Annotated in this window: 19 protein-coding genes and 2 tRNA genes; 11 read left to right on the forward strand and 10 right to left on the reverse strand. The window is 66.3% G+C overall.

Going from position 1 to position 25,434, the window contains the following annotated elements:
* Positions 1-36 precede the first annotated feature (36 nt).
* Both Q9Q95_RS05370 and Q9Q95_RS05375 read left to right on the forward strand, forming a co-directional pair.
* Positions 37-2,772, forward strand: coding sequence for a TonB-dependent receptor (locus Q9Q95_RS05370; protein WP_306094699.1), 2,736 nt, complete (start codon positions 37-39; stop codon positions 2,770-2,772).
* Between the two features lie 53 nt (positions 2,773-2,825).
* A complete protein-coding gene (locus Q9Q95_RS05375) occupies positions 2,826-4,109 on the forward strand; it encodes an MFS transporter (protein ID WP_306094641.1) in 1,284 nt (427 codons plus the stop codon).
* 4 nt (positions 4,110-4,113) lie between these two features.
* On the opposite strand, the gene Q9Q95_RS05380 is transcribed toward Q9Q95_RS05375, so the two are convergent.
* On the reverse strand, positions 4,114-5,433 hold the full coding sequence (locus Q9Q95_RS05380; protein ID WP_306094643.1) for a methyl-accepting chemotaxis protein: 1,320 nt from the start codon (positions 5,431-5,433) through the stop codon (positions 4,114-4,116).
* A gap of 122 nt (positions 5,434-5,555) precedes the next feature.
* A complete protein-coding gene (locus tag Q9Q95_RS05385) occupies positions 5,556-6,794 on the reverse strand; it encodes a TetR/AcrR family transcriptional regulator (protein ID WP_306094645.1) in 1,239 nt (412 codons plus the stop codon).
* A 143-nt stretch (positions 6,795-6,937) separates the two neighbouring features.
* Between Q9Q95_RS05385 and Q9Q95_RS05390 the strand changes: the two genes are divergently transcribed.
* The 5 genes from Q9Q95_RS05390 to Q9Q95_RS05410 all read left to right on the forward strand — a co-directional run bounded on the left by Q9Q95_RS05390 (position 6,938) and on the right by Q9Q95_RS05410 (position 12,163).
* On the forward strand, positions 6,938-8,221 hold the full coding sequence (locus Q9Q95_RS05390; protein WP_306094647.1) for an acyl-CoA dehydrogenase family protein: 1,284 nt from the start codon (positions 6,938-6,940) through the stop codon (positions 8,219-8,221).
* Positions 8,222-8,317: 96 nt separating this feature from the next.
* Positions 8,318-9,403, forward strand: coding sequence for a Zn-dependent alcohol dehydrogenase (locus Q9Q95_RS05395; protein ID WP_306094649.1), 1,086 nt, complete (start codon positions 8,318-8,320; stop codon positions 9,401-9,403).
* Entirely contained in the window at positions 9,400-10,416 is a 1,017-nt protein-coding gene (locus Q9Q95_RS05400) for a phosphotransferase family protein (RefSeq protein WP_306094652.1), read from the forward strand. The genes Q9Q95_RS05395 and Q9Q95_RS05400 overlap by 4 nt, the downstream gene beginning before the upstream one ends.
* Positions 10,417-10,554: 138 nt before the next feature.
* A complete protein-coding gene (locus Q9Q95_RS05405; protein WP_306094654.1) occupies positions 10,555-11,322 on the forward strand; it encodes an SDR family oxidoreductase in 768 nt (255 codons plus the stop codon).
* A gap of 43 nt (positions 11,323-11,365) precedes the next feature.
* Positions 11,366-12,163, forward strand: coding sequence for an SDR family NAD(P)-dependent oxidoreductase (locus tag Q9Q95_RS05410; protein WP_306094655.1), 798 nt, complete (start codon positions 11,366-11,368; stop codon positions 12,161-12,163).
* Here Q9Q95_RS05410 and Q9Q95_RS05415 read toward each other — a convergent pair.
* From Q9Q95_RS05415 to Q9Q95_RS05440, 6 genes are all read right to left on the reverse strand, one after another.
* On the reverse strand, positions 12,160-13,053 hold the full coding sequence (locus Q9Q95_RS05415) for a PhzF family phenazine biosynthesis protein (RefSeq protein WP_306094657.1): 894 nt from the start codon (positions 13,051-13,053) through the stop codon (positions 12,160-12,162). The genes Q9Q95_RS05410 and Q9Q95_RS05415 overlap by 4 nt on opposite strands.
* Positions 13,054-13,070: 17 nt before the next feature.
* Positions 13,071-13,967: an acyl-CoA thioesterase II gene (locus Q9Q95_RS05420; RefSeq protein WP_306094658.1), complete on the reverse strand. Its 897-nt coding sequence runs from the start codon at positions 13,965-13,967 to the stop codon at positions 13,071-13,073.
* A gap of 103 nt (positions 13,968-14,070) precedes the next feature.
* Positions 14,071-15,177 carry an acyl-CoA dehydrogenase family protein gene (locus Q9Q95_RS05425; protein WP_306094660.1) on the reverse strand — a complete coding sequence of 369 codons (1,107 nt, stop codon included), beginning with the start codon at positions 15,175-15,177 and terminating at the stop codon, positions 14,071-14,073.
* A gap of 116 nt (positions 15,178-15,293) precedes the next feature.
* Positions 15,294-16,454, reverse strand: a complete 1,161-nt coding sequence (locus tag Q9Q95_RS05430) for an acyl-CoA dehydrogenase family protein (RefSeq protein ID WP_306094662.1) — start codon at positions 16,452-16,454, stop codon at positions 15,294-15,296.
* Between the two features lie 150 nt (positions 16,455-16,604).
* On the reverse strand, positions 16,605-18,632 hold the full coding sequence (locus Q9Q95_RS05435) for a 3-hydroxyacyl-CoA dehydrogenase NAD-binding domain-containing protein (RefSeq protein ID WP_306094664.1): 2,028 nt from the start codon (positions 18,630-18,632) through the stop codon (positions 16,605-16,607).
* A gap of 229 nt (positions 18,633-18,861) precedes the next feature.
* Positions 18,862-20,097 carry a serine hydrolase gene (locus tag Q9Q95_RS05440; protein ID WP_306094665.1) on the reverse strand — a complete coding sequence of 412 codons (1,236 nt, stop codon included), beginning with the start codon at positions 20,095-20,097 and terminating at the stop codon, positions 18,862-18,864.
* Between the two features lie 133 nt (positions 20,098-20,230).
* On the opposite strand from Q9Q95_RS05440, the gene Q9Q95_RS05445 reads away from it, so the two are divergent.
* Positions 20,231-21,994, forward strand: coding sequence for a class I adenylate-forming enzyme family protein (locus tag Q9Q95_RS05445; RefSeq protein WP_371876687.1), 1,764 nt, complete (start codon positions 20,231-20,233; stop codon positions 21,992-21,994).
* Here Q9Q95_RS05445 and Q9Q95_RS05450 read toward each other — a convergent pair.
* Both Q9Q95_RS05450 and Q9Q95_RS05455 read right to left on the reverse strand, forming a co-directional pair.
* Positions 21,991-22,359 carry a DUF2809 domain-containing protein gene (locus Q9Q95_RS05450; RefSeq protein WP_306094667.1) on the reverse strand — a complete coding sequence of 123 codons (369 nt, stop codon included), beginning with the start codon at positions 22,357-22,359 and terminating at the stop codon, positions 21,991-21,993. The genes Q9Q95_RS05445 and Q9Q95_RS05450 overlap by 4 nt on opposite strands.
* Before the next feature lie 10 nt (positions 22,360-22,369).
* Positions 22,370-23,845, reverse strand: coding sequence for a glycerol kinase GlpK (locus tag Q9Q95_RS05455; protein ID WP_306094668.1), 1,476 nt, complete (start codon positions 23,843-23,845; stop codon positions 22,370-22,372).
* Between the two features lie 204 nt (positions 23,846-24,049).
* Between Q9Q95_RS05455 and Q9Q95_RS05460 the strand changes: the two genes are divergently transcribed.
* The 3 genes from Q9Q95_RS05460 (at position 24,050) to Q9Q95_RS05470 (ending at position 25,432) form a co-directional block, all read left to right on the forward strand.
* The gene (locus Q9Q95_RS05460; RefSeq protein WP_306094703.1) at positions 24,050-25,156 is read left to right on the forward strand and encodes an AI-2E family transporter; all 1,107 of its coding nucleotides are present in this window, start codon (positions 24,050-24,052) and stop codon (positions 25,154-25,156) included.
* A gap of 44 nt (positions 25,157-25,200) precedes the next feature.
* Positions 25,201-25,277, forward strand: a tRNA-Asp gene (locus tag Q9Q95_RS05465).
* A gap of 81 nt (positions 25,278-25,358) precedes the next feature.
* Positions 25,359-25,432 (forward strand) — tRNA-Asp (locus Q9Q95_RS05470).
* Positions 25,433-25,434 lie beyond the last annotated feature (2 nt).

Raw genomic sequence — 25,434 nt, forward strand, 5'->3', positions numbered from 1 at the left:
CCGCAAAGCGTTCCGGCCCGTGGTGGGAGAGAGATGATGATGCGGTTACGCCTTTTGTCGGCCTGTGCGGCTCCGGCGGTGATCATGGCGCTCGCAGCGCCCGCTTACGCGCAGGAGACGCCGGCCGAGCCCGCCACACAGGAGACGGACTCCTACGATCCCAACGACATCGTCGTGACTGCGCAGGGCCGCGCACAGGTGCTCGCCGATGTGCCGCTCGCAGTCTCCGCGATCAGTGCCGAGACCCTCCAGCAATCGGGCGCGAACGACATTCGCCAGCTCAACCAGGTCGCGCCGTCGCTCCTTGTCTCCTCGACCGGCAGCGAGGCCAACGGCTCGGCGCGTATCCGCGGCATCGGCACGGTCGGCGACAATCCCGGCCTCGAAAGCTCGGTCGCGGTGTTCATCGACGGCGTCTATCGCTCGCGTTCGGGCATCGGCCTCAACGAACTCGGCGAGATCGACCGCATCGAGGTGTTGCGCGGACCGCAGGGCACGCTCGGCGGGCGCAACGCATCGGCCGGCATGATCAACATCGTCAGCAAGGCGCCGTCGCCGACCTATGGCGCGGGGGCCGAGTTCACCTATGGCAATTACGATCAGATCCGCGCATCGGGTTTCATCAATATGCCGCTCGGCGATAGCCTCGCCGCGCGCATCGACAGCGTGTTCTCGCGGCGCGACGGCTTCTATCACGACCTGACCAACGATCGCGACATCAACAACCGCAACCGCTATTTCGTCCGCGGGCAATTGCTGTTCGAGCCGTCGAGCGACCTTACCGTCCGGCTGATCGGCGACTATACCAAGCGCAAGGAGGAATGCTGCGCGGCGACCTATGTCAGCCGCGGCATGAACGAGTATATCGGCGGGCTCAACGATCCCGCGCAGAACAACATCGTCCGGGTGCTGCAGGCGCTGGGTCAGCCCGCTGCGGCGTTCACCGAGGGCTATAGCCGCGACATCTATGTGTCTCCGGGGCGCAGCTATTATGGCGAGACCGAGGATTGGGGAGCGTCGCTGCAGGTCGATTGGGATTTCGGCGGTGCGAAGCTGACCTCGATCACCGGCTATCGCGATTATACCAGCGATCAGGGCTCGGACACCGATTATAGCCGCGTCGACATCCTCTATCGCGCCGCCGACGGCAATTCGGCACGCAGCTTCAAGACCTTCAGCCAGGAATTGCGGCTTCAGGGCACGGCGTTCGGCGACAAGCTCGACTGGCTGATCGGCGGCTATTACGCCAACGAGGATCTCGAGGTCACCGACAATCTGCGCTTCGGCAACCAATATGGCCGGTTCGCAACTTGCCGCCTGATCACGGGCGGCGGGCTCGCGGGCCTCTATTCGCCGACCTCGGCGGGGTGCCTTGCGGCCCGACCGGCATTGTTCGGTGCGGCGACGCCGCTGATCTACGCCGCGATCGACCGGCTCGACGGGATCAACGATCGCGGCAGCACGCTCGACGTCTACAATCAGAACAGCCGCAACTGGGCGCTTTTCACGCACAATATCGTGCACGTCGCCAAGGGTCTCGATGTCACCCTCGGGCTCCGCTACACCAACGAGCGCAAGCGCTTCGACGCGACCTTCGGCAACGACAATGTCGCCTGCGTGCAGAACCAGGCGTCGCTGCTGCCGCTGCGCGCCGTGGCTTCGCTGACCGCGGTGGTCGACGGCATTCTCGGGCTCTCATGCCAAGGCAATTCGACCGCCGAGCTCAACGGCGTGTCGATCGACGACGAGCGCAAGGAAGACGAGTTCACCGGCACCGCGATCGTCTCGTACAAGCCGACCGACGACCTGATGGTCTATGGCAGCTATTCGCGCGGCTACAAGGCGGGCGGATTCAACCTCGATCGCTCGGCGCTCAAGGTGCCGATCCTGCCGTTCGGCGGGCAGCCGGGGACGCAGGCTCTGGTCGGCAACCTCCAGTTCGATCCGGAAACGGTCAACGCCTTCGAAATCGGCCTCAAATATTCGACCGGCCCGTTCAGCCTGAACATCGCCGGCTTCCGCCAGGAGTTCAAAAACTTCCAGCTCAACACCTTCAACGGCACGGTCTTCCTCGTCCAGAACGTCAATGGCTGCAGCGCCAATCTCAACGGCGGCGATCGCGACCAGAGCAAATTCCCCGCGGCGACCGCGAACTACAATCCGGCAGCGGCGACTACCGGAGCGTGCGCGGCGGACAATGTAACCTATGGCGTGCTCTCGCAGGGCGTCGAGCTCGAGGCGTCGCTGGTGCCGCATCGCGACATCCGCGTCGGGCTCGGTCTGACCTATACCGAGACCAAATATCGCGACCAGCTGGTCGGCAATTCCGCGGGCGCGCCGCTCGATCAGGCGCTGCGCAAGCTGCCGGGCGATAATCTGTCCAACGCGCCCGAAATCGTCGCGACCGCTTCCTTCGCATGGACGCCGGACATCGGCAGCTCGGGTCTCAGCGGGCTGGTCTATTTCGACACTCGCCTGACCGACGATTACAACACCGGCTCCGACCTGTTCCCGCAAAAGGAGCAGGACAGCTATGCGATCTTCAACGCGCGCGTCGGCATTCGCGGACGCGATCAGCGCTGGTCGATCGAATTTTGGGGTCAGAACATCTTCAACGAGAATTACAGCCAGGTCGCGTTCAACTCGCCGTTCCAGGAAGGCGCGGCGAGCGCGCCCTTCACCGACCCGCAATATCCGGGCGGCCGCCAGCTCTTCTCGGCCTATCTCGCCGAGCCGCGCACTTATGGCGTGACCTTGCGCACGCGTTATTGAACCTGACGGGGAGCGGGCCTGCTCCGCTCCCCCTTTTTTCAAAGAGGGCCGGCATGGCTGATCCAGCCGCGGGCGACGCGCTCGCGATCCGGCGCCGCACGCTCACTCTGGCGCTGCTGACGCTGACCTATTTCTTCAGTTATATGGATCGGCAGATCCTCGCGATCCTGCAGGAGCTGATCAAGAAAGACTTGCAGCTCAGCGACACGCAATTGGGCCTCCTCTCGGGACTGGCGTTCGCGATCTTTTACGCGACGCTCGGCATCCCGGTCGCGCGGCTCGCCGATCGCGGCAACCGCAAAAAGATCATCGCGGTGAGTCTCGCGATCTGGAGCGCGATGACCGCAGCCGGCGGGTTCGCGCAAAATTTCGTCCAGTTGCTGGTCGCCCGGATCGGCGTGGGCGTGGGCGAGGCAGGATCTTCGCCGCCGAGCCATTCGATCATCGCCGATCTCTACCCGCCCGAGAAACGTGCCGGCGCGATGGGAATCTATTCGCTCGGGGTGGTGCTCGGCGCGGCTCTGGGAACTTTTATCGGCGGGCTGGTGGCGAGCGCTTATGGCTGGCGCACCGCGATGGTGGTGATCGGTCTGCCGGGGATCGTGCTGGCGGTGATCGTCTGGCTGGTCGTGGTCGAGCCGCGGCGCGGGCTGTCCGAGGCGCAGCCACAGGCGACGCACGCGGCAATGCCGTCGCTGGGACAGGGCTTCGCGTCGATCCTCGCGAACGGTCCGGCGCTGCATCTGGTAATGGCGGTCACGCTGACCTCGATGATCGGCTATGGGCTGACCGCCTGGGGGCCGAGCTTCATGGTGCGCTCGCTCGGTTTCTCGGTGCGCGAGATCTCGCTCTATGTCGCGCTGCCGGCGGGAACGGCGGGGGCGGCATCGGCGGTGTTCGGCGGGCGGCTGGCCGACCGGCTGGCGCGCTCGCACGGCCTGCATGCGCAGGCGCTGATGGTCGCATTGCTCAAGACCCTGGCGCTGCCCTTCACGCTCGGCTTCTTCCTGCTCGGCAGCCCGGCCGCTGCGATCGCTAGCTATCTGGCCTATGTGCTGCTCGCCAACAGCTATCTCGGGCCGACCTTCGCTCTGATCCAGGGACTGGCGCCGGTGCGGCTGCGGGCATTGTGGGCGGCGATCACCCTGCTGGTGATCAATCTGATCGGGCTCGGGCTGGGGCCGACCTTGGTCGGGGTGATCAGCGACCTGCTCGAGCCATCGCTCGGCGCGCAATCCTTGCGCTGGGCAATGTTCGTCTTCGCCGCTGTGACGCCTTGGGCGATCTTCCACTATTGGCGGGCCGGCGTCCTGCTCAAGCGACGGACGCCGGGCTGAGCCATCAATGCAGCGCGGCGGCGTAATTGCTCGCGCGAACCGGTGCCGGGCGCCGCTGACCCGCGGAGACCGTGAAGCGAGCGGCCTGCTCGGCGAGCCCGGCGACCTCGTTGGTGAGATTGCGCGCGGCGGCCGAGGTTTCCTCGACCATCGCGGCGTTCTGCTGGGTCGACTGGTCCATCGTCATGATCGCGGTGCTGATCTCCGAGATCGCCGTCGACTGGACCTGATTGTCCGACGCCATCTGGCCGAGGAGCTGGTGCACTTCGGCGACGTCGCTCGAGATGTTCATCAGCGCGCCGTCGACCTTCTGGACCATCTCGACCGCGGCGACGACTTCCGTCTGGGTGGTGGTGAGCTGGTCGCGGGCGCGACCGGCTTCTTCCTCGGCGCGCATCGCCAGCGCCGAGACCAGATCGGCGACCACCGCAAAGCCACGCCCGGCCTCGCCGGCGCGACCCGCCTCGACCGCCGCGTTCATCGCGAGCACGCGGGTCTGGAAGGCGATCTTGTCGAGACCTTCGATCACGCTGTCGATGCCCTTGGCGCTCTCCGAAACGCGAGTCATCGCCTGGACGGCAGCATCGGTGATCGTGCGGCCGTCCGACACGGTCGAGATGGCGCCGTCGGCGCGCGCGACCGTCCGGCCGGCCGATTCGGCAGTGGCCTTCAGGCGCTGGTTCATCTGCGCGACCGCGGCCGAGGTCTGCTCGAGGCTGGCGGCATTGGCTTCGGTGCGGCGCGCCAGATTTTCCGAGGCCTGGGCGATCTCGCCCGATCCGGTACGGATCGTCGAGGCGCTTTCGTTGACGGTGCCGATCAGCGCGCGGAGCGAGCCGAGCGCGGCGTTGAAATTGGTGCGCAGCTCGGCATAGTCACCGGGATAATCCTCGGTGATCTCGGCGGTCAGGTCGCCATCGGCGAGGCGGCTGAGATTGGCGGTCATCCCGCGCACGATATTGGCGTGCCGGCGTGCCTCGGCGTTGAGCGTGAGTTCCTTCTTCGCGGCGTCGCGGAAGCTCAGCATCGCCTTGGTCATCCGCCCGACGCAATCCTTATATTCGGTGAACTGGATCGCGCTCTCCAGATCGCAGGCGGCGAGCTCCTCCATCCGGACGACGGTGGTGACGTAGGGCGTGGCGATCGCGCTGCGAAACCAGGCGGCGCAGACGATCCCCGCGAGGGTCGCGAACGCTCCGACGATCAATGCGTAATCAGGCGCGACCAGCGCGGCGAACGTGGTGAGCGCCGTCAGACCGCACAGCGTCCCGAAGGCGATCAGCAGCTTGAGCCGGATGGGGGCGTCTTTGATGAACCAGAGCATGGAGGATCCCGCAGCGAAACAGGCGCAGGCAATCCGCGCCATTCTCAATATAGCGGAATATCAGCAGCTTATCGGTGCCTGACGTAAGGGAAATTACCCATACATAAGTTAAGTTGCCGGCTTCAGGCGTTGAGCACGCGATCGTCGAACAATCCGAACGCCAAGGTCGAGGCATAGAAAGCGACGGCCTTTTCGCGCGGCATCGTGCTTGCCCATTTTCGCATGTCGAAGGCGGCATTCTGGAGCGCCATCAGCGCCTGCGACGCGACCAGCGGATCGATCGGGCGGATCGGACCCTCGGCGATGCCGTCCGACAGCATGCCGGCGAAACGACGGGCGATGCGATTGGAGCGGTCGATCATCGTGGTGCGCACGCGCGGAGGAAGCCCCGATAGCGCAGTGGTGCGGAGCAGCGGGCCGCGCTCGGAGAATTGATAGTCGAGCAAGGTCGCGACCGTGCTCTCCAGCCGCTCCCAATGGCTGCCTTCATGGCTCTCGGCAAGGCGCTGGGCGTCGGCGATAATGTCGAAGCTGCGCTTGTAGCAGGCGATCACCAGCTCGTCCTTGGCGTCGAGATGGTGGTAGAAGCTGCCCTTGGTGACGTTGAGTTCGGAGGCGATGCGTTGGACCGAGGCGCCGCGATAGCCGAGTTCGTTGATCAGTCGCGTCGCCGCGAGCAGGAAGGCCTCGCGGCCCGGCTCGGGCTCGTCATGCTCGAGATCGAGCAGTTCGGGTGCCCAGACCTGTCCCGGCGCGGCGATGCCGGAGCGGAACACGTCCATCAGCCGCGCCTCGACCCGGGGATATTCGTCGACTTCATAGCGCGGCAGCCACGCGGTGAGCCAGAAAGTGTTCTCCAGCAGCACGTGGGCGCGCGCGCCATGGAGGTCGGTCTCGGCGCGGCTCGCGCCGGCGCCCCACAGGCTGCGGGTCTTGCGGAAGATGTTGCGCCAGCCGGCGAGGAGCTGGCCCTTCATGGGGTCCTCCATCGCGCGCAGGTCCGACAGGATCGCGAAGTCGCGCTCCTCGCCGCGACGGATGCGCGCGAGCCGCTCCATGTTGATGTTGAGATAGCGCGCGACCCGCGCCTCGGGCGTGGGCTCCTCGAGCGCGGCATCGAGCATCGCGTCGAGCCGCTCGAGCGTCTGCTCGAACGCGGCGGCGGCAAGATCCTCCTTGCGCTTGAAATAATAAGTCACCGACGTGGTGTTGAGCCCGACGCGCCGCGCCACGTCCGCGAAGGTCATGCCCTTCGCGCTTTGTTCGTTGATCGCGTCGGCCGCCGCGGCGAGGATCGCGTCGCGCTTCGCCTGGAAGCGCTTGGTGCCGCCGCCGCTCTCGATGTTTCCGGGTGCATTCATTGCAATCCAGTCTAGCGATTTCGCGGCGCAGCCAAAGCATTTTTTGAAGGTCCGTGTCCTGATTTTTCTCTACGCTCGGCCCCTTTACCGAATATGCGGTACGCTCTAGGCAGGAACGGATAACCGAATTGGAGGGTGCTGCGATGGACTTCACGCTGGGCGAGCGGGAAACCTGGTTTCGCGATCGGGTGAAGGCGTTCATCGACGGGGAGATCCGCCCGCGCGACGGTGACTATCGCGCGCAGCAAAAGGAGGGCGATCGCTGGAAGGTGCTCCCGGTGATCGAGGAGATGAAGGCGAAGGCCAGGGCGGCGGGGCTGTGGAACTTCTTCATGCCCCCGCATTCGGGTCAGAGCCATGTCGACGACAGCTTCGCCTTCGAGGGCACCCAGCTCAGCAATCTCGAATATGCGCTGTGCGCCGAGGAGATGGGGCGGCTCGGCTGGGCCTCGGAATGCTTCAATTGTTCGGCGCCCGACACCGGCAATATGGAAGTGCTCCACCGCTACGGCACGCGCGACCAGAAGGACGCGTGGCTCAAGCCGCTGATGCATGGCGACATCCGCTCGGCCTTCCTGATGACCGAGCCCGCGGTCGCTTCGTCCGACGCCACCAATATCGAGACGCGGATGGAGCGGGACGGCGACCATTATGTGATCAACGGGCGGAAATGGTGGTCTTCGGGCGTGGGCGATCCGCGCTGCAAGATCGCGATCGTCATGGGCAAGACCAGTCCCGAGGCCTCGCGCCACGCCCAGCAAAGCCAGATTCTGGTGCCGCTCGATGCTCCCGGCGTGAAGATCGAACGGATGCTTTCGGTTTTCGGGTATGATCATGCGCCGCACGGGCATGGCGAAGTCGTGCTCGAAAATGTCCGCGTGCCGGTCGAGAATGTCCTGCTCGGCGAAGGCCGCGGGTTCGAGATTGCGCAGGGCCGGCTCGGGCCGGGGCGAATCCATCATTGCATGCGGACGATCGGTGTCGCCGAGGAAGCGATCGTGGCAATGGCGAAGCGGCTGGTCAGCCGAGTGGCGTTCGGCAAAAGGCTGTCCGATCATAGCGTATGGGAGCAGCGCATCGCCCGCGCCCGAATCGACATCGAGATGACTCGCCTGCTCTGCCTCAAGGCGGCGGACATGATGGACAAGGCCGGCAACAAGGCCGCCCAGCTCGAGATCGCGATGATCAAGGTGCAGGCGCCGACCATGGCGTTGCAGATCATCGACGATGCGATCCAGGCGCATGGCGGCGCAGGCGTGTCCGGCGATTTCGGGCTGGCGCACGATTGGGCGGGGATCCGCACCCTGCGGCTCGCCGACGGCCCCGACGAGGTCCATAATCGCGCGATCGCGCGGGCCGAGTTCGGGAAGTACGGGGACTTCAAGGCCGATCGGGTTTCGTCGGGGGAGGTGGGGGTGAGCCGTTGATCCGTGCTCTTGCGAAAGCAGGAGCCCAGGATGATCGCGCGACGGCCTTTGTAACTCTGGGTTCCTGCTTTCGCAGGAACACGGGAAGGGGATGAAGTGAAAGCAGCCGTACTTTTCGAAGCCGGGAAGCCGCTCCAGATCGAGGACGTCGCAGTCTCGAAGCCCGGTCCGCGCGAGGTGCTGATCCGCACCGTGGCGTGCGGCGTCTGCCGCTCGGACCTGCATTTCGTCGACGGCGCCTTTCCGCATCCGGTGCCGACGGTGCCGGGGCACGAAGCCGCCGGCGTGATCGAGGCGGTCGGCAGCGACGTCGCGCATCTGAGGCCCGGGGATCACGTCATCACTTTTTTCACCGTCTTCTGCGGCTCGTGCGAGATGTGCGTCTCCGGCCGACCATCGCTGTGCATCGATCCCTCGACCCGGCGCCCCGCCGATGCCGAGCCGCGCCTGAAGCTTGCCGGCGGCACGCCGCTGGCGCCGTTCCTCAACCTCTCCGCCTTTGCCGAGATGATGCTGGTGCACGAAAACGCCTGCGTCGCGATCAGCAAGGAGATGCCGCTCGATCGTGCCGCGCTGCTGGGCTGCGCAGTGATCACCGGGGCGGGGGCGATCTTCAACGACAGCCGGGTGCGCCCCGGCGAGAGCGTCGCGGTGATCGGCGCGGGCGGGATCGGGCTCGCCGCGATCAACGCCGCGAGGATCGCCGGAGCGGGCCAGATCCTCGCGATCGATCCGATGCCCGAGAAGCGCGAACTGGCGATGAAGCTCGGCGCCACCGGCACGCTCGATCCCAATTCGGAGACGATCGTCAAGGACGTGCTCAAGCGCACCAATGGCGGCGTCCATTATGCGATCGAGGCAGTCGGCCGGCCCAATACCGCCGAGCTCGCATGGAATATCCTCCGCCGCGGCGGCACCGCGACGATCCTCGGGATGATCGCGCCGGGGGGCAATGTCAGCCTGGCCGGGCCGACCTTTCTGACCGGCAAGAAGATTCAGGGATCGCTGCTGGGCAGCACGCGCTTCCCGATCGACATGCCGCGGCTGGTCCAGATGTATCTCGACGGACTGCTCGATCTCGACACGATGGTCGCCGAGCGGATCAAGCTGAGCGATGTGAACGACGCGCTCGAAAAACTGCGCGACGGCCACAGCGTGCGCTCGGTGATCGAGTTCGCATGAGCGATCTCGACGAAGCGCGCCTCGGCGCATGGCTGGACGCAAACGTCGCGGGCTTCGCCGGGCCGTTCGCGGTCGAGAAGTTCGCAGGCGGGCAGAGCAACCCGACCTATCGCATTGATGCGGCAAGCGGATCCTATGTGCTGCGCCGCAAGCCATTCGGGCCGATCCTGCCCTCTGCACATGCCGTCGAGCGCGAGCATCAGCTGATTGCGGCGCTGCATCCCACCGGCTTCCCGGTCGCACGGCCCTATGGCCTTTGCGAGGACGCGCAAGTGATCGGCGCGCCTTTCTACATCATGGAAATGGTCGAAGGGCGGACCTTCTGGGACGGCGCGCTGCCCGATATGGCCTCGGGCGAGCGCACCGTGATCTATGAGGTGATCGTCGATACGCTCGCGGCGCTGCATTCGATCGATTACGAAGCGGTCGGGCTCGGCGAATATGGCAAACCGGGCAATTATTTCGAGCGGCAGGTGGCGCGCTGGTCGAAGCAATACCGGATGAGCCAGACCGACGACATGCCCGAGGTCGAGCGGCTGATCGAGTGGCTGCCTCGCACCGTGCCGGCGCAGACCCGCACGTCGATCGTCCATGGCGATTTCCGCATCGACAACATGATCTTCGCAGCTGCCGAGCCCCGGGTGCTGGCGGTGCTGGACTGGGAGCTCTCGACGCTCGGCGATCCGCTGGCCGATTTCTCCTATTTCCTGATGAGCTGGGTGACCGCGCCCGAGGGGCGGTCTGGGGTGCAGGGGCTGACCGGGCCCGAGACCGGCATCCCGACGCTGGAGGCGATGGTGCAACGCTATTGCGCGGCGACCGGGCGCGATGGCGTGCCCGACCTCAACTGGTATTTCGCGTATAATCTCTTCCGGCTCACCGGGATCGTTCAGGGGATCAAGAAAAGGATCATCGACGGCAATGCGTCGAGCGACCAGGCGGCGAAGACCGTCGAGCGGCTGCCCGGGCTCGCGGCATCGGCCTGGCATTTCGCGCGCGAGGCGGGGGCCTAGCTTTCGCAGTCTCCCTGCGTCACCCCGGCCTTGTGCCGGGGGCCACCGGGAGGCGAGAGAAGAAGCAAGAGGCTGGAGGTCAGCTGGCGCGCATAGTGGACCCCGGCACAAGGCCGGGGTGATGATTTGGTGGGTGAGATGAGCGGATTGTTCGACCTGACCGGCAAAATAGCGATCGTCACCGGATCGACCCGCGGGATCGGCCGCGCATCAGCCGAGGCGCTCGCGGCCCACGGCGCGAAGGTGGTGATCTCCAGCCGCAAGCAGGACGCCTGCGACGAAGTCGCCGCGGAGATCGACGCGCGCTTCGGCGAAGGCACCGCGCTGGCGGTGGCGGCAAGCATCTCGGACAAGGCGGCGCTGGCGCATCTCGTCAGCGAAACGCGGCGCGTGTTCGGGCGGGTCGACATTCTCGTCTGCAACGCCGCGTCGAATCCCTATTACGGCCCGCTCGAAGGCATCGCCGACGATCAGTTCCGTAAGACCCTCGACAACAACATTCTCTCCAATCACTGGCTGATCCAGATGGTCGCGCCCGAGATGCGGGCGCGCAAAGCCGGATCTATCGTCATCGTTTCGTCGATTGGCGGCCTGCGCGGATCGCCGGTGATCGGCGCGTACAACGTCTCCAAGGCCGCCGACTTCCAGCTCGCGCGCAACTATGCGGTGGAGTTCGGGCCGGACAATGTGCGGGTCAATTGCATCGCGCCGGGGCTGATCAAGACCGACTTCGCCCGCGCCTTGTGGGAGGATCCCGAGCGGATCAAGGCGAGCAATGCGACCACGCCGCTCCGCCGCATTGGCGAGCCGGAGGACATCGCCGGCGCGGTCGTCTATCTGGCGAGCGACGCGAGCGCGTTCATGACCGGGCAGGCGCTGGTGATCGACGGCGGCGTGACGATCTAATTCCCCTCCCGCTTGCGCGAGGGGCACGGAAAAAAGAGGGTTTATGCGCTTCAACGACAAGGTCGTCATCGTCACCGGGGCGGGATCGGGGATCGGCCGCGCCACTGCGCGCCTGTTCGCCGAAGAGGGCGCGCGGGTCGTCGCCGCCGATCTGAGCGAAGCGGTGCACGACACGGTCGCCGGCCTGGGCGGCGCGCTCGCCTTGGAGGTCGACGCGGGCGACGAAGGCGATGTCGAGCGGCTGGTCGCCACGGCGTGCGATCGCTTCGGCGGGCTGGACGTGTTCTTCGCCAATGCCGGGATCTCGGGCGGCGCTTCGGGCATCTTCGACTCGACCGTCGAGCTCTGGACCGAAGTGCTGCGGGTGAACCTGATCGGCCCGGCGCTGGCGATCAAGCATGCCGGCCCGAAGATCGTCGAGCGGGCCAAGGTGACCGGTGGCGGGGCGATACTGTGCACCGCGAGCGTGGCGGGGCTGCGTTCGGGCGCGGGCGGGCCGGCTTATTCGGCGAGCAAGGCAGGGGTGATCAACCTCGTCCACACCGCGGCGCAGCAACTTGCGACTTCGAACGTTCGAGTCAATGCGATCTGCCCCGGTCTGATCGAGACCGGGATGACCGCGCGCGCGTTCGAATATGCCCGCGAGGTCGGCAAGGAGGACAAGCTCGGCCGGCTCAATCCGCTGCGCCGCGCCGGCGTGCCCGAGGAAATCGCGCGCGTGGCGCTGTTCCTCGCCAGCGATGCGGCGAGCTATGTCAACGGCCAGGCCTGGGTGGTCGATGGCGGATTGTCGTCGAGCCACCCGGTGACGCGGCAGGAATTCGGCAAGCCCGCTTTCTAGAGCAGAGCCTCGCCGCGCAGCACGGGGACGCATCGTCCGCCGACGCTGGCGCGGATGCCTTCCGCGGTGCGCCACGCGCGGAGGTGCAAATTGCTGGGTCGGCCCATCTCCACGCCCTGGATGACGTCGAAACGGGCTTCGTCGCCGCCGTGGATCGACAGCAGCAGGGCGGCGAGGGCCGCATTGGCGCTGCCAGTCGCCGGATCCTCCCATGTGCCCGACAGCGGCGAAAACATGCGCGCACGGATATGACGGCCGTCGCGGGCATAGAGGAAGATCGAGAGGCGGTCGCCGGCGCCGAGATGCGCCTCGGCGACGCTGCGATACGTGGCGATGTCCGGGAGCGCGAGGGACAGCGCCTCTGCGGTGACTTCGACCAGCGTGAAATCGACGCCGACGCTGGCGCGAGTGGGTAGGTGCGAATTGGCCACGAGGTCGGCAGCGGCGAGGCCGATGCACGACGCGATCGCCTCGGCCGGCAACGTGCCGAGGATCTGGAGCGGCTGTGGCGCGTCGATCTCGGCGCCGGTGGGACGGCCCTCGGTATCGCGTTCGATGCGGATCTCGACGAGGCCGGCAATCTCCTCGAAGCGGAGCACGTCGCCGGCCTCCGGGCGCAGGCCGGCGAGGACATAGCCGGTGCCGACATTGGGATGCCCGGCGAAGGGCATCTCGGCGGTGCGATGGAAGATGCGCACGCGGGCGGTGTTGGCCGGGTCGGCCGGCGGCAGGACGAAGGTCGTCTCGCTGTAATTCATCTCGGCGGCGAGTGCCTGCATCTCGACGTCGCTCAGCCCTTCGGCGGTGGTGAACACCGCGAGCGGATTGCCGCCGAATCGGGTGTCGGTGAACACATCGAGCGTGACATAGGGGAAGCGGCGCGTCGTCATGCGCCACTCTTTAGCAGCTATTCGCGGTCGTTACGCAAGCGGATCAGCCCTTCCTGCGCGACGCTCGCCACCAGCCGGCCGTCGCGCGCATAGATCTTGCCGCGGTTGAAGCCCCGCGCATGGCCGGCCCACGGGCTGTCGGTGGTGTAGAGCAGCCATTCATCGAAGCGGAACGGCTCGTGCAGCCAGATTGCGTGGTCGAGGCTCGCGGTCTGGACCTCGCCGGTCATCCAGCTGACTCCATGGGGGAGCAGGCAGGTGCCGAGCAGAGTCATGTCGCTGGCATAAGCGAGCATCGCGCGGTGGAGCGCGAGATCGTCGGGGAGCGGCGCGACGACGCGGAACCAGCTGTGCTGCACGGGTTCGATCTCGTCGGGCGCGAACCAGTTGCGCGGATTGACCGGGCGGATCTCGATCGGGCGGGCGCGCAGGAAGAAACGGCGGAATTTCTCGGGAACCTGATCGCGGATCTGCTCGCGCAATTCGCGCTCCGAACGGAGCGCATCGGGATCGGGAACGTCGGGCATCGCGTCCTGATGGTGGAGCCCTTCGGCGGGCAGCTGGAACGAGGCCGCCATGTTGAGGATCGGCCGGCCCTTCTGCATCGCGATGATCCGGCGGGTGGCGAAGCTGCGGCCCTCGAAATCGCGGACGATGCGATAGATGATCGGGTGGTTCTCGTCGCCGGGACGCATGAAATAGGCGTGGAGCGAGTGCGCGATCTTGTCGCCGCCCTCGGCGCCGCTCACCGAGCGCTGTGCGGCCTGGAGCGCCTGCGCGATGACCTGCCCGCCGAAGACGCGGCCGACACCGCCGGGAAGCCGGGGACCGCGATAGAGATCGGTATCGATCTCCTCGACGTCGAGCAAGGTGGTGAGCTGGGCGACGAGCTCTGTGGGCGTGGGTTCAGCCATGCATTCTACCTTCCGTCATCCCGGCGAACGCCGGGACCGCGTGCCTCAGGCATGGTGCGCACGGCCTGAGGCCCCGGCGTTCGCCGGGGTGACGCGGCGCGCATCAATATCCTGCCCCCTGCGCCAGCGCATCGGCGTGAAAATTGCTGTCGCCGAACAATTCGGCGAGGACTCGTGCGCGCTTCATGTAGAAGCCGATATCATATTCGTCGGTCATGCCGATGCCGCCGTGCATCTGGATGCCCTCCTGCACCGCCAGCGTGGCGGCGAGTCCGGTCATCGCCTTGGCGACCGAAACTGCGTTCGAAGCATCCTCGCCGGCGTCGAGCAATTGCTGCGCCTTGAGCACTGCGGCACGGGCGACTTCCATCTCGCTATAGAGGTGCGCGGCGCGGTGCTGGAGCGCCTGGAAGCTGCCGATAAGCTGGCCGAACTGCTTGCGCTCCTTGAGATAGGCGACGGTCCTGTCCATCGCGCCGCCGCCGACCCCGAGCAATTCGGCCGAAGCGCCGGTGCGGCCGGCCGAGAGCAAGCGGGCGAGGGGGCCATCGCCCTGATCGACTTCACCGACCACTGCGTCGGCATCCACCTCGACGCCGTCGAAGGTCAGGCGCGCCGCGAGGCTGGCATCGGCGAGGCGCTGCGGATCGGCGGTGAGCCCTTTGGCGTCGGTGGGGACGGCGAACAAGGTGGTGCCGTGATCGGTCGCCGCGGCGACGAGGAGCAGGTCGGCGACATGGCCGTGCGCGACGAACTGCTTGGCGCCGGTGAGGCGGAAGCCATTGCCCGAACGCTCGGCCTGCATCGCGATCTTGCCGTCATGCTTGGCGTGCTCGTCGATCGCGATCGCGGCGACGGTGTCGCCGGCGAGGATGCCGGGGAACCAGCACGCGGCATGCGGGGTGCCCTTGAGCGCCTCGACCGCGGCGACGGCGGTGATGAGGAACGGCGAGGGCGAGAGGTTGCGGCCGATCTCCTCGAGCACCACCCCCGCCTCGACCTGGCCGAGCCCGAGGCCGTTTTCGCTCTCCGGGATCAGGATCCCGGTCAGGCCGAGCTCGGCGAAGGACTTCCACAGGTCGCGGCTGAAGCCGGTGGCGTCGTTCGCATCGCGCAAGGCCCGCATATGGCTGACCGGCGCGTGCTCGGCGACGAAGTCTTTCGCGGTGTCGCGGAGCATTTGCTGTTCGTCGGTGAGGTAGAGGGGCATGGGCTTCTTTCTTTCTCTCTCTCCGCTTGCGGGGAGAGGGTCGGGGAGAGGGGGCTATCGAGAAGGCACTGCACTTGCCCCTCTCCTCGGCCCTCTTCCCTGAAGGGGAGAGGGAGTTAGCTCGGCAAATCCAATATCCGCTTGGCGATGATGTTGAGCTGGATCTCGCTGGTGCCGCCTTCGATCGAATTGGCCTTGGTGCGCAGCCAAGCGCGCGGCGCGGCGCCGTGGTTCGAGGCCTCGCTCTCCCATTCGAGCGCGTCGCTGCCGCCCGTGGCCATCTGCAATTCGTGGCGCGCCTTGTTCAGCTCGGTACCGTAATATTTCATCATCGAGGGCTGGGCGGGGTGCGCCTTGCCGGCCTTGAGCTCGTCGATGAACCGCTCGGACATCGCCTTGAACGCCTGCGAGCGGACCTGGAACAACGCGATCTGCGCGCGCAGGATCGGGTCGACGCCCTTGCGCGCCGCTTCGATCAAGGGGTCTTCGCCGCGGCTGGCGAGCCCCATTCCCGAGATCATCTCGCGCTCGTGCCCGAGCAGATATTTGGCGACGTCCCAGCCCTTGTTCTCGTCATGAACGCGATTGGCCTTGGGGACTTTCACATTGTCGAAAAACGTCTCGCAGAACGGCGAATATCCGCTGATCAGCAGGATCGGCCTGGTCGACACGCCTTCGCTGGCCATGTCGAACAGAACGAAGCTGATCCCGCCCTGCTTGCTGGTCTTGTCGGTGCGGACGAGGCAGAAGATCCAGTCGGCCTGATCGGCATAGCTGGTCCACACCTTCTGGCCGTTGACGACATAATGGTCGCCGGCATCGTCGGCGGAGGTGGCGAGCCCGGCAAGGTCGGAGCCGGCATTGGGCTCGCTATAGCCTTGGCACCAGCGGATCTCGCCGCGCGCGATCTTCGGCAGATGCTCGAGTTTCTGCGCTTCGGTGCCGTATTTCAGCAGCGCCGGCCCGAGCATCGAGATGCCGAAGCTGTTGAGCGGGTTGCGGCATTTGAGCCGCGCCATTTCCTCGCGAAGGATCTTGGTCTCGGCCGGGCCGAGCCCGCCGCCGCCATATTCGCTCGGCCAGTCGGGCACCGTCCAGCCGCGTGCGCCCATCCGGTCCATCCAGAGCTTCTGGTCGGGGTGGGCGTAGACGGGGTTGCGGCCGCCCCAGGTCGCGTCCTTCTCGCCGCGCATCGGGGTGCGCATCGTCTCCGGGCAATTGGCTTCGAGCCATGCCCGGGTCTCGGCGCGGAATTGATCGAGGTTGGTTTCAGACATCTCAGATCCTCCCACCGCCATGCCGAATTTATTCCGGCATCCACTGTGCCGCGAGCGCCCGTCCGGATGTTCCAGACCGGTGCCCGGCGGCGCGGTGGACCCCGGAACAAGTCCGGGGTGACGCAATGATTTGTGCGGGCGTTTCGCCCGTCACTTGTTGAACTTCTCGCCCTTTTCCGCCTTCTCGCGGAGCAGAGGGGCGACTTCGAAGCCGTATTTCTCCAGCCCCTCGACGATCTTCTTGAGGCCCTCGGTATCGGCCCAGAACATCGGCCCGCCGCGATACGGGGGCCAGCCATAGCCATAGACCCACACCACATCGATATCGGACGCGCGCTGGGCCATGCCCTCGGCGAGGATCAGCGCGCCTTCGTTGACCATGGTGTAGAGCGTACGGACGACGATCTCCTCCTCGGTGATCTCGTGGCTCGGCACGTTCAGCTTGCCACGCCATTCCTCGATCAGTTCGGCGACGCGCGGGCTGTTCGACGGGGTGCGCTTCTCGTCATAATCGTAGAAGCCGGCGCTCTTCTTCTGGCCCCAGCGGCCTTCGGCGGCGAGCGCGTCGCGGATATTCTCGATGCGGTTGGGGTCGCGATGCCAGCCGATGTCGACCCCGGCGAGGTCGGCCATCTGGAACGGACCCATCGGCATGCCGAAGGCGACATGGACCTTGTCGATCTGCTCGGGCGTGGCGCCTTCGAGCAGCATCTTGTTGGCCTCGACCTGGCGCGGCATCAGCATGCGGTTTCCGATGAAACCGTAGCAGACGCCGGCGATCACCGCGACTTTCCTGATCTTCTTCGAGACCGCCATAGCCGTTGCGAGCACGTCGTCGGCGGTCTTCGCGCCGCGGACGATCTCGAGCAGCTTCATCACGTTCGCGGGCGAGAAGAAGTGCAGGCCGAGCACGTCCTGCGGACGGCTGGTCACCGCGGCGATCTCGTCGATATTGAGATAGGAGGTGTTGGAGGCGAGGATCGCGCCCGGCCTGGCGATCTTGTCGAGCTTGGCGAAGATGTCCTTCTTGACGTCCATATTCTCATAGACCGCCTCGATGATCAGGTCGCACTCGGCGAGATCGTCGAGGTCGAGGCTCGGTTTGAGCAGCCCCATCGCACCTTCGACCTGCTCGGCGGTCATCCGGCCCTTGGCGGCGGTCGCTTCATAGTTCTTGCGGATCACGCCGGTGCCGCGGTCGAGCGCGTCCTGCGCCATCTCGACGATGGTCACGGGCACGCCCGCAGTGAGGAAGTTCATCGAGATGCCGCCGCCCATCGTGCCGGCGCCGATCACGCCGACGCGCTTGATGTCGCGGAGCTGCAAATCCTCGGCGATGCCGTCGATCTTGGCGGCTTTGCGCTCGGCGAAGAAGATGTGGCGCAGCGCCGCCGACTGGGTGCCCATGATGAGCTTCATGAAGCCCATCCGCTCGGCCTGGACACCCTCGGCGTAGGGCTTGCCCGCGGTCTGCTCGATCAGGTCGATGATCGTCGCGGGGGCGTCGAGCCCGCGGAAGCGCTTGGCGTTGGTCTTGCGGAAGGTTTCGAACACCGTCGGATCGACGGCGACCGGGCGCTCGGACGAACGAGACACCGGCTTGCCGATGACTTCCTGGGCGAAGGCGACCGCGTCGGCGAGGAGATTGCCCTCGGTCGCGATACGATCGACGAGGCCGACGGCCTTGGCCTGTTCGGCCGAGATCGGATCGCCCTTGGTGGCGAGTTCGAGCGCGGTTTCGACGCCCGCGACGCGCGGCATGCGCTGGGTCCCGCCGGCGCCGGGCAGGATGCCGAGCTTGACTTCGGGCAGCCCGAACTTCGCGCTGGGGACGGCGATGCGATAGTGGGAGGCCAATGCGACTTCGCAACCGCCGCCCAGCGCCGTGCCGTGGACCGCGGCGATCACCGGCTTGTCGAGCGCCTCGATCTGGTCGACCAGCACCGGCAGCGAGGGCTCCTGCATCGCCTTGCCGAATTCGGTGATGTCGGCGCCGGCGAAGAAGGTCTTGCCCGCAGCGATGATCACCACCGCCTTGATGCTCTCGTCGCGCTTCGCTTCCTCGATCCCGGCCTGCAGCCCCTGGCGGACCGCGGCGCCGAGCGCGTTCACCGGCGGATTGTCCGAGGTGAGGATCAGGACGTCGCCCTGGCGGCTGGTGATGATGGGGGAAGTCATTTCGGGCTCCATTTATGATTCGCGCGAAGGCGCGAAGAAGGAAGATCTGGTTCGCGCAACGCCGCGACGAGCGGTGGCTGCGAGGGAAGGTATGGCCGCGTCAGCGGCTCCGATTTCCGGCTGAGAGTGAAGATTCCGCTGACGCGGCCGTACACCCTCGTTGCGTCGTCGCGGCGTTGCGCGAACAACTTCTTCACGCCTTCGCGTGGATCAAGGAAGGCCCAGGCCATCAGGTCAGCGCCGAATAGATCAGGGTCTTGAGCTCGCGGCGGATCGGGTAGCGCATCGACGGGGTGAACTGGGTCATGAACACCATGTGGATGCGTTCGACCGGATCGACGAAGAACGCCGTCGAGAACATCCCGCCCCAATAATATTCGCCCACCGATCCGGGAACCAGCGTCCGCGCGACATCGGTGGTCACCGCGAAGCCGAGCCCGAAACCGGTGCCGGCATTGGTCGCCTCGCTGAACAGCGAACGCGACATCGTCGCGAGGTCCGAACTGCCGGGCAGATGGTTCGTCGTCATCAGTGCGATCGTCTTGGGACTGACCAGCCGGACGCCGTCGAGCACGCCGCCATTGAGGCACATCGTGCAGAAGCGATGATAGTCGAGCGCCGTCGAGACGAGGCCGCCGCCGCCCGAGACCAGCCTCGGGAAACGCGACCAGGCCGAGGCATCGCCGCGATCGTAGAGCATCCGCTTGCCGGTCTTCTCGTCGAGCGCCCAGCAATCGGCAAGGCGGTCGATCTTCTCCGCTGGCACCGCGAAGAAAGTGTCGTTCATCCCCAGCGGACCGAAAATGCGCTCGACGAAGAAGCGATCGAGCTGCATCCCCGAGACCCGCTCGACCACCGCGCCGAGCACGTCGGTCGACACCGAATAATTCCATTCGGCGCCCGGCGAGAATTCGAGCGGCAATCTGCCCAGCGCCGCGACGAATTCGTCGAGCGTCAGATTGCCGTGCCAATTCTCCATCTTCGACTCGCGATAGGCGGCGTCGACATTGGTGCGGTTCTGGAAGCTGTAGGTCAGCCCCGAGGTGTGGCGGAGCAGATCGACCATCCGCATCGGCTCGGTCGTCGCCCTGGTCAGGAACGGCACGCCGCCGCCACCGCCGGCATAGACGCCGAGACCCTTGAACTCGGGCAGGACGTGATGGACCGGCGTATCGAGCGCGACTCTCGCTTCCTCGACGAGCATCATGAAAGCGAGGCTGGTGATCGGCTTGGTCATCGAGGCGATGCGGAACAAGGTGCCCTCGTCGACCGGCGCGCCAGCTTCGCGCGCGGCGCCCTGATGCGAGAAATGCGCAATCTCGCCGTCACGGGCGAGGAGCAATTGCGCATGGGGGAGCTTGCCCGAGTCGAGATAGCGCTCCTTGAGGAACGCATCGATTCGCGCGAGCCGCGCGGCGTCGAATCCGTAGCGTCCGGGCCGGGTCATGTGCATCTGGAACGGCATACCTCTCGTTCGAAATCATCCGATTGCAGCGCATCGGCGACCGGCATCTCCTATTGCCTTGAGCGCGACGCGAATCAACACTAACGTTGCTTTCGGTTGGTCAGCGATGCCCAAACCCAATGTTCAGAAACATATGGAGAGACAAGGCTTGGCCCCCGATCCGATCGTTCCGCTCGACCCCGCCTGGCCCAAAATGTCGCTGGAGCAGGCCCGGGCATTGCTCACCGCGCCGGGCGCGAAGTTCGAGATGGAGACCGTGGACATCCGCGGCGTGCCGACGCGGGTGTGGAAGAACGCGCCGCCTTCGCTCCGGCTGCTCGCCCAGATGGTGCGGGCTTATGGCGCGCGCGAGTTCACCGTCTACGAGGACGAACGCGTCACCTTCGAGGCGAATTACCGGGCGACTGCGCATATCGCGCACAAGTTGGTCGAGATGGGGGTGGGGAAGGGCGATCGCGTCGCGCTGGCGATGCGCAACCTGCCCGAATGGCCGGCGATCTTTTTCGCGGCGGTGAGCATCGGCGCGATCATGGTGCCGCTCAATGCATGGTGGACCGGCGGCGAGCTCGAATATGCGATGAAGGATTCGGGCGCGAAGCTTCTGTTCGTCGATGGCGAGCGGCACGAACGGCTCAAGCATTGCTACAAGGACATGCCCGATCTCGATCAGGTGATCGTCAGCCGGGCCAAGGGCGATCTCGAGGCGCCGGCAATCGGACTCGAATCGCTGATCGGGCCGGCGCGCGATTGGGGCACGCTCGACGATGTCGGCTTTCCCGATGCCGAGGTGGCCCCGGACGACGATGCGACGATCTTCTACACCAGCGGCACCACCGGCAGCCCCAAGGGCGCGCTCGGCACCCATCGCAACTTCGTCACCAACATCATGTCGAGCGCCTATGTCGCGGCGCGCACGATCCTGCGCCGCGGCGAGACTCCCCCGGCGATGCCCGAGCCCAAAGTGATGCTGCTCGTCATCCCGCTGTTTCACGTCACTGCCTGTTCGGCGGCGATGATGGGGGCGGTCGCTTCCGGCTCGACGCTGGTGTTCATGCGCAAATGGGATCCCGAACTGGCGATGGGAATCATCCAGCGCGAGAAGGTCAACGCCACCGGCGGGGTGCCGACGATCGCATGGCAATTGCTCGAGCATCCGGCGCGGGCCGAGTACGATCTGTCGAGCCTCGAGGCGATCGCTTATGGCGGCGCACCTTCGGCGCCCGAACTGGTCAAGCGGATCTACGAGGAGTTCGGCGCGCTGCCCGGCAATGGCTGGGGGATGACCGAGACCACCGCGACGGTGACGACGCATTCGGGCGAGGATTATCTGACGCGGCCGACCAGCGCCGGCCCCCCGGTCGCTGCGGCGGACCTCAAGATCCGGTCGGTCGAAGGCGATCGCGAGCTTCCGGTCGGTGAGGTCGGCGAACTCTGGGCGCGCGGGCCGATGATCGTGAAGGGCTATTGGAACAAGCCCGAGGCAACCGCCGAGACTTTCGTCGACGGATGGGTGCGCACCGGCGATCTCGCGCGGCTCGATGCGGAGGGGTTCCTCTACATCGTGGACCGAGCCAAGGACATCATCATCCGCGGCGGCGAGAACATCTATTCGAGTGAAGTCGAGGACGTGCTCTACGCGCATCCGGCGGTGACCGATTGCGCATTGGTCGGGGTGCCGCACCGCTCGTTGGGCGAGGAGCCCGCCGCGGTGGTGCATCTCGCGCCGGGCAAATCGGCCAGCGAGGCCGAACTGCAGGATTGGGTACGCGCGCGGCTGGCGGGGTTCAAGGTGCCGGTGCAGGTCCGCTTCGTGAAGGACGTGCTGCCGCGCAACGCCAACGGCAAGATATTGAAGACCGAGCTCCGGGCATTGTTCGCGGGAGAGGCGGCGGCCTAGCGTCCCGCGCGCCATCGCTCCACGGCCAAAACGATCAGCCCGCCCGTGGCATAAGCGACGAAATCCTTCAGCTCGAAGCCGTAGCCGAGAACCGTGCGCGCGATCCGGTGGTCGGCGAGTCCGAGCAGGTCGAGCACGCGGAACAATTGCCCGAACTCGATCGCGGCCGCGACGAGAAAGGCAGTCGCGGCTGCGGGAATCACATCGAGGCGAAATGTCGCCCGAAGTGCCGCATAGACGAGGATCACCGCGATAACGTCGCCCAGATAGGGGCGGACGAATCGGTCGCGCACGAACAAGGCGATGGCGATTTCGATGAGAAGCAGCGCGAGCGCGACCAGCGCGTAACCGGGGTGGAACCGCATCTTCGGACGGTCAGCGAACGACGCGCTCGACGGCGGCGCTCCAGCCGGCCAGCCGCAGCGCACGCGCATCCGCGGCCAGTTTCGGCTCGAACGTCCTGCCTGCGCTCCGCATGCCCGCGGCCTCGTCCAGCCCGCCGAACAACCCGCAGCCGACCCCCGCCAGCATCGCTGCGCCCAGCGCCGTGGTCTCGGCAAAATCGGGCCGGTCGACCGGAATGCCGAGAATGTCGGCAAGATCCTGCGCCATCCAGTCGTTGGTCACCATGCCGCCATCGACGCGCAGCCGCGCCCAGTCGGCGCCGTCCGCGGCGAAGGCGGTCTTGAGGTCGTGGCTCTGGTGCGCCATAGCCTCGAGCGCGGCGCGGACGACGTGCGCACGGGTGCTCGAGAAGCTGAGACCGGAGAGCGCAGCGCGGGCGTCGGGCTCCCACCACGGCGCGCCGAGCCCGCTCAACGCCGGGACGAGGTAGACGCCGCCATTGTCGGGCACCGATCGCGCCAGCGCCTCGGTCTCGGGCGCGGTCTCGATCAGCCCGATCGAATCGCGCAGCCACTGGATCAGGCTGCCGGCGACGAACACCGAGCCCTCGATCGCATAGGTGCGCCGCCCGCCCAATTGCCACAGCACGGTGGCGAGCAGGCGGTTCTTCGAGGCGGGCGGGGCATTCCCCGCATTGGTCAGCACGAAAGCGCCGGTGCCGTAGGTCGCCTTGGTGTCGCCCTTGGCGAAGCAGGCCTGGCCGATCGTCGCGGCCTGCTGGTCGCCGGCGAGCCCGCAGATCGGGATTTCGCCGCCGAACAAATTGGTGGTGCCGAAGCGCCCGGCGCAATCGACGATCTCGGGAAGGGCATCGCGCGGCGCGGAGAACATGGCGAGCAGCCCGTCGCTCCACCCGCCCGAGCCGAGCCCCATCAGCAGGGTGCGCGAGGCGTTGGTCGCGTCGGTGACGTGCAGCCCGCCCCGATTTTCGTTGGCGGTGAGCTTCCACACCAGCCAGCTCTCGATCGTGCCGATCGCCAGCCGGTCGCCGGCCTCCTTGAGCTGCGGCCAGTTCGCCATCGCCCAGGCGATCTTGGTCCCCGAGAAATAGGGGTCGAGCAGCAGCCCGGTACGCGCCTGCACCCCCGGTTCCTCGCCGGCCTCGCGCCATGTGCGGCACAATGCCGCGCTGCGCCGGTCCTGCCAGACGATCGCCGGGGCGAGCGGTTCGCCGGTCTTCCTGTCCCAGAACACGATCGTCTCGCGCTGGTTGGTGATGCCGATCGCGGCGATCCGGTCGGCACCGCCGGCCTTGTCGACCATCGCCTGCGCGCAGGCGCGGCTGCGCTCCCAGATCTCCGCCGCGTCATGTTCGACCAGCCCCGGCGCGGGATAATGCTGGGTGAGCTCGGAGGCCTGGCTGCCGAGGCATTCGCCCGACGGCGCGAACAGAATTGCGCGGGTGGAGGTGGTGCCCTCGTCGAGGACCAGCAGGAGTTCGCCCATCGCGCCAACCTAGCCTGCATTGCAGGCCGCGCAACCGCCCCCTATCAGTGGAGCGAAGGAGAACGAAGGGTGGACGAGCAGCCGCGGGCCATGGGCGGAGGCAGCGAGCGCGACGGGGGCATTCCCCCGGCCGCGCCGCGCGCGCCCATTCTCTCGCCCGACCCGCTGGAGAATATCGGCGACGGGCTCAAGCGCGACCGGCTGATGGCGGCATTGGCCCTGATGATCGGCGTGGGGCTGTTGTTCGCGATTCCCTTCGCATTGCGCGAGGGCTCGCCATTCTTCCTGCCGCTCACCGCCGCTTTGGTGATCGCGATCGCGCTGGTGCCGCTGCTCGAATGGCTCGAGCGGCACCGCATGCCGGCGCCACTGGCTGCGTTCGTCTGCGTGCTGCTGTTCCTCGCCGCCGCCAATATCGCGCTGGCGTCGATCGTGGTGCCGGCATGGCAATGGATGCAGCGGCTCCCCGAGAGCATTCCCAAGATCCAGCACAATCTCGAGCCCCTGATCCGCTTCTATTCGCGGCTCGAGCGATTCGTCGACAAGACGCTGACCAATTTCGCCTCGGCGCCGGTGCGCCAGCCCGAAACGATCGCAGTGCCGCCGCCGCGTTCCTTGCTCGATCTGTTCACCACCTCGGCGCCGTCGGCGCTGATCGAGATGTTCTTCGCGATTCTGGTGATCTATTTCTTCCTGTCGGGCTGGACCCGGCTGCGGCGCAACGCGATCACCCGCCGCGCGAGCTTCGGCGGCGCAATGGCGACGGCGCGGGTGATCCAGGACGTGGTCGACGACACTTCGGCCTATTTGGGCACGATCACCTTGATCAACGTGACGCTCGGGCTGATCGTCGCGGGCGCGCTGTGGGCGATCGGCATGCCGACGCCGCTGATGTGGGGCGGCATCGTCGCGTTGCTCAACTACATCCCCTATATCGGCCCGGTGATGGCGGCGATGCTGCTCGGGCTCGGCGGGCTGATGAGCTTTGCCGATCTCTGGTGGGCGCTGCTGCCCGCGGTGATGATGATCGGCGCGCATCTGATCGAGGCCAATGTCGTGACGCCGCTGATCGTCGGGCACCGGCTGACGATCAGCCCGATCCTGATCCTCGTCTCGCTGAGCTTCTGGGGCTGGGTGTGGGGCACGCCGGGAGCGCTGCTCGCAGTGCCGCTGCTGATCATCATCCAGACCGTGCTCAATGCCGCCGGCAAGCCCGACATCGCCGGATTCCTGTTCGAGCACGGCACGCTGATCCGCGATCCCGGCGACACGCGCACGCAGCGGCGAGAAAGTCGTGACCAATCCGGTTGACACCCCCCGAAGCCGGGGTTAGTGGCCGCCTCCTCGCTTAGAGAGCGGGTGTAGCTCAGTTGGTTAGAGCGCCGGCCTGTCACGCCGGAGGTCGCGGGTTCGAGCCCCGTCACTCGCGCCACGCGGGATCCCCAAAAGGGTTTCCTCGTGGTCATTCGAAGCGGTTTCCATATCGCGGCATGCGTCGCCCCGCCTGGATCAAGCGGGTGTAGCTCAGTTGGTTAGAGCGCCGGCCTGTCACGCCGGAGGTCGCGGGTTCGAGCCCCGTCACTCGCGCC

This window comes from Sphingomonas sp. DG1-23, assembly GCF_030730875.1.
Lineage (GTDB): Bacteria > Pseudomonadota > Alphaproteobacteria > Sphingomonadales > Sphingomonadaceae > Sphingomonas.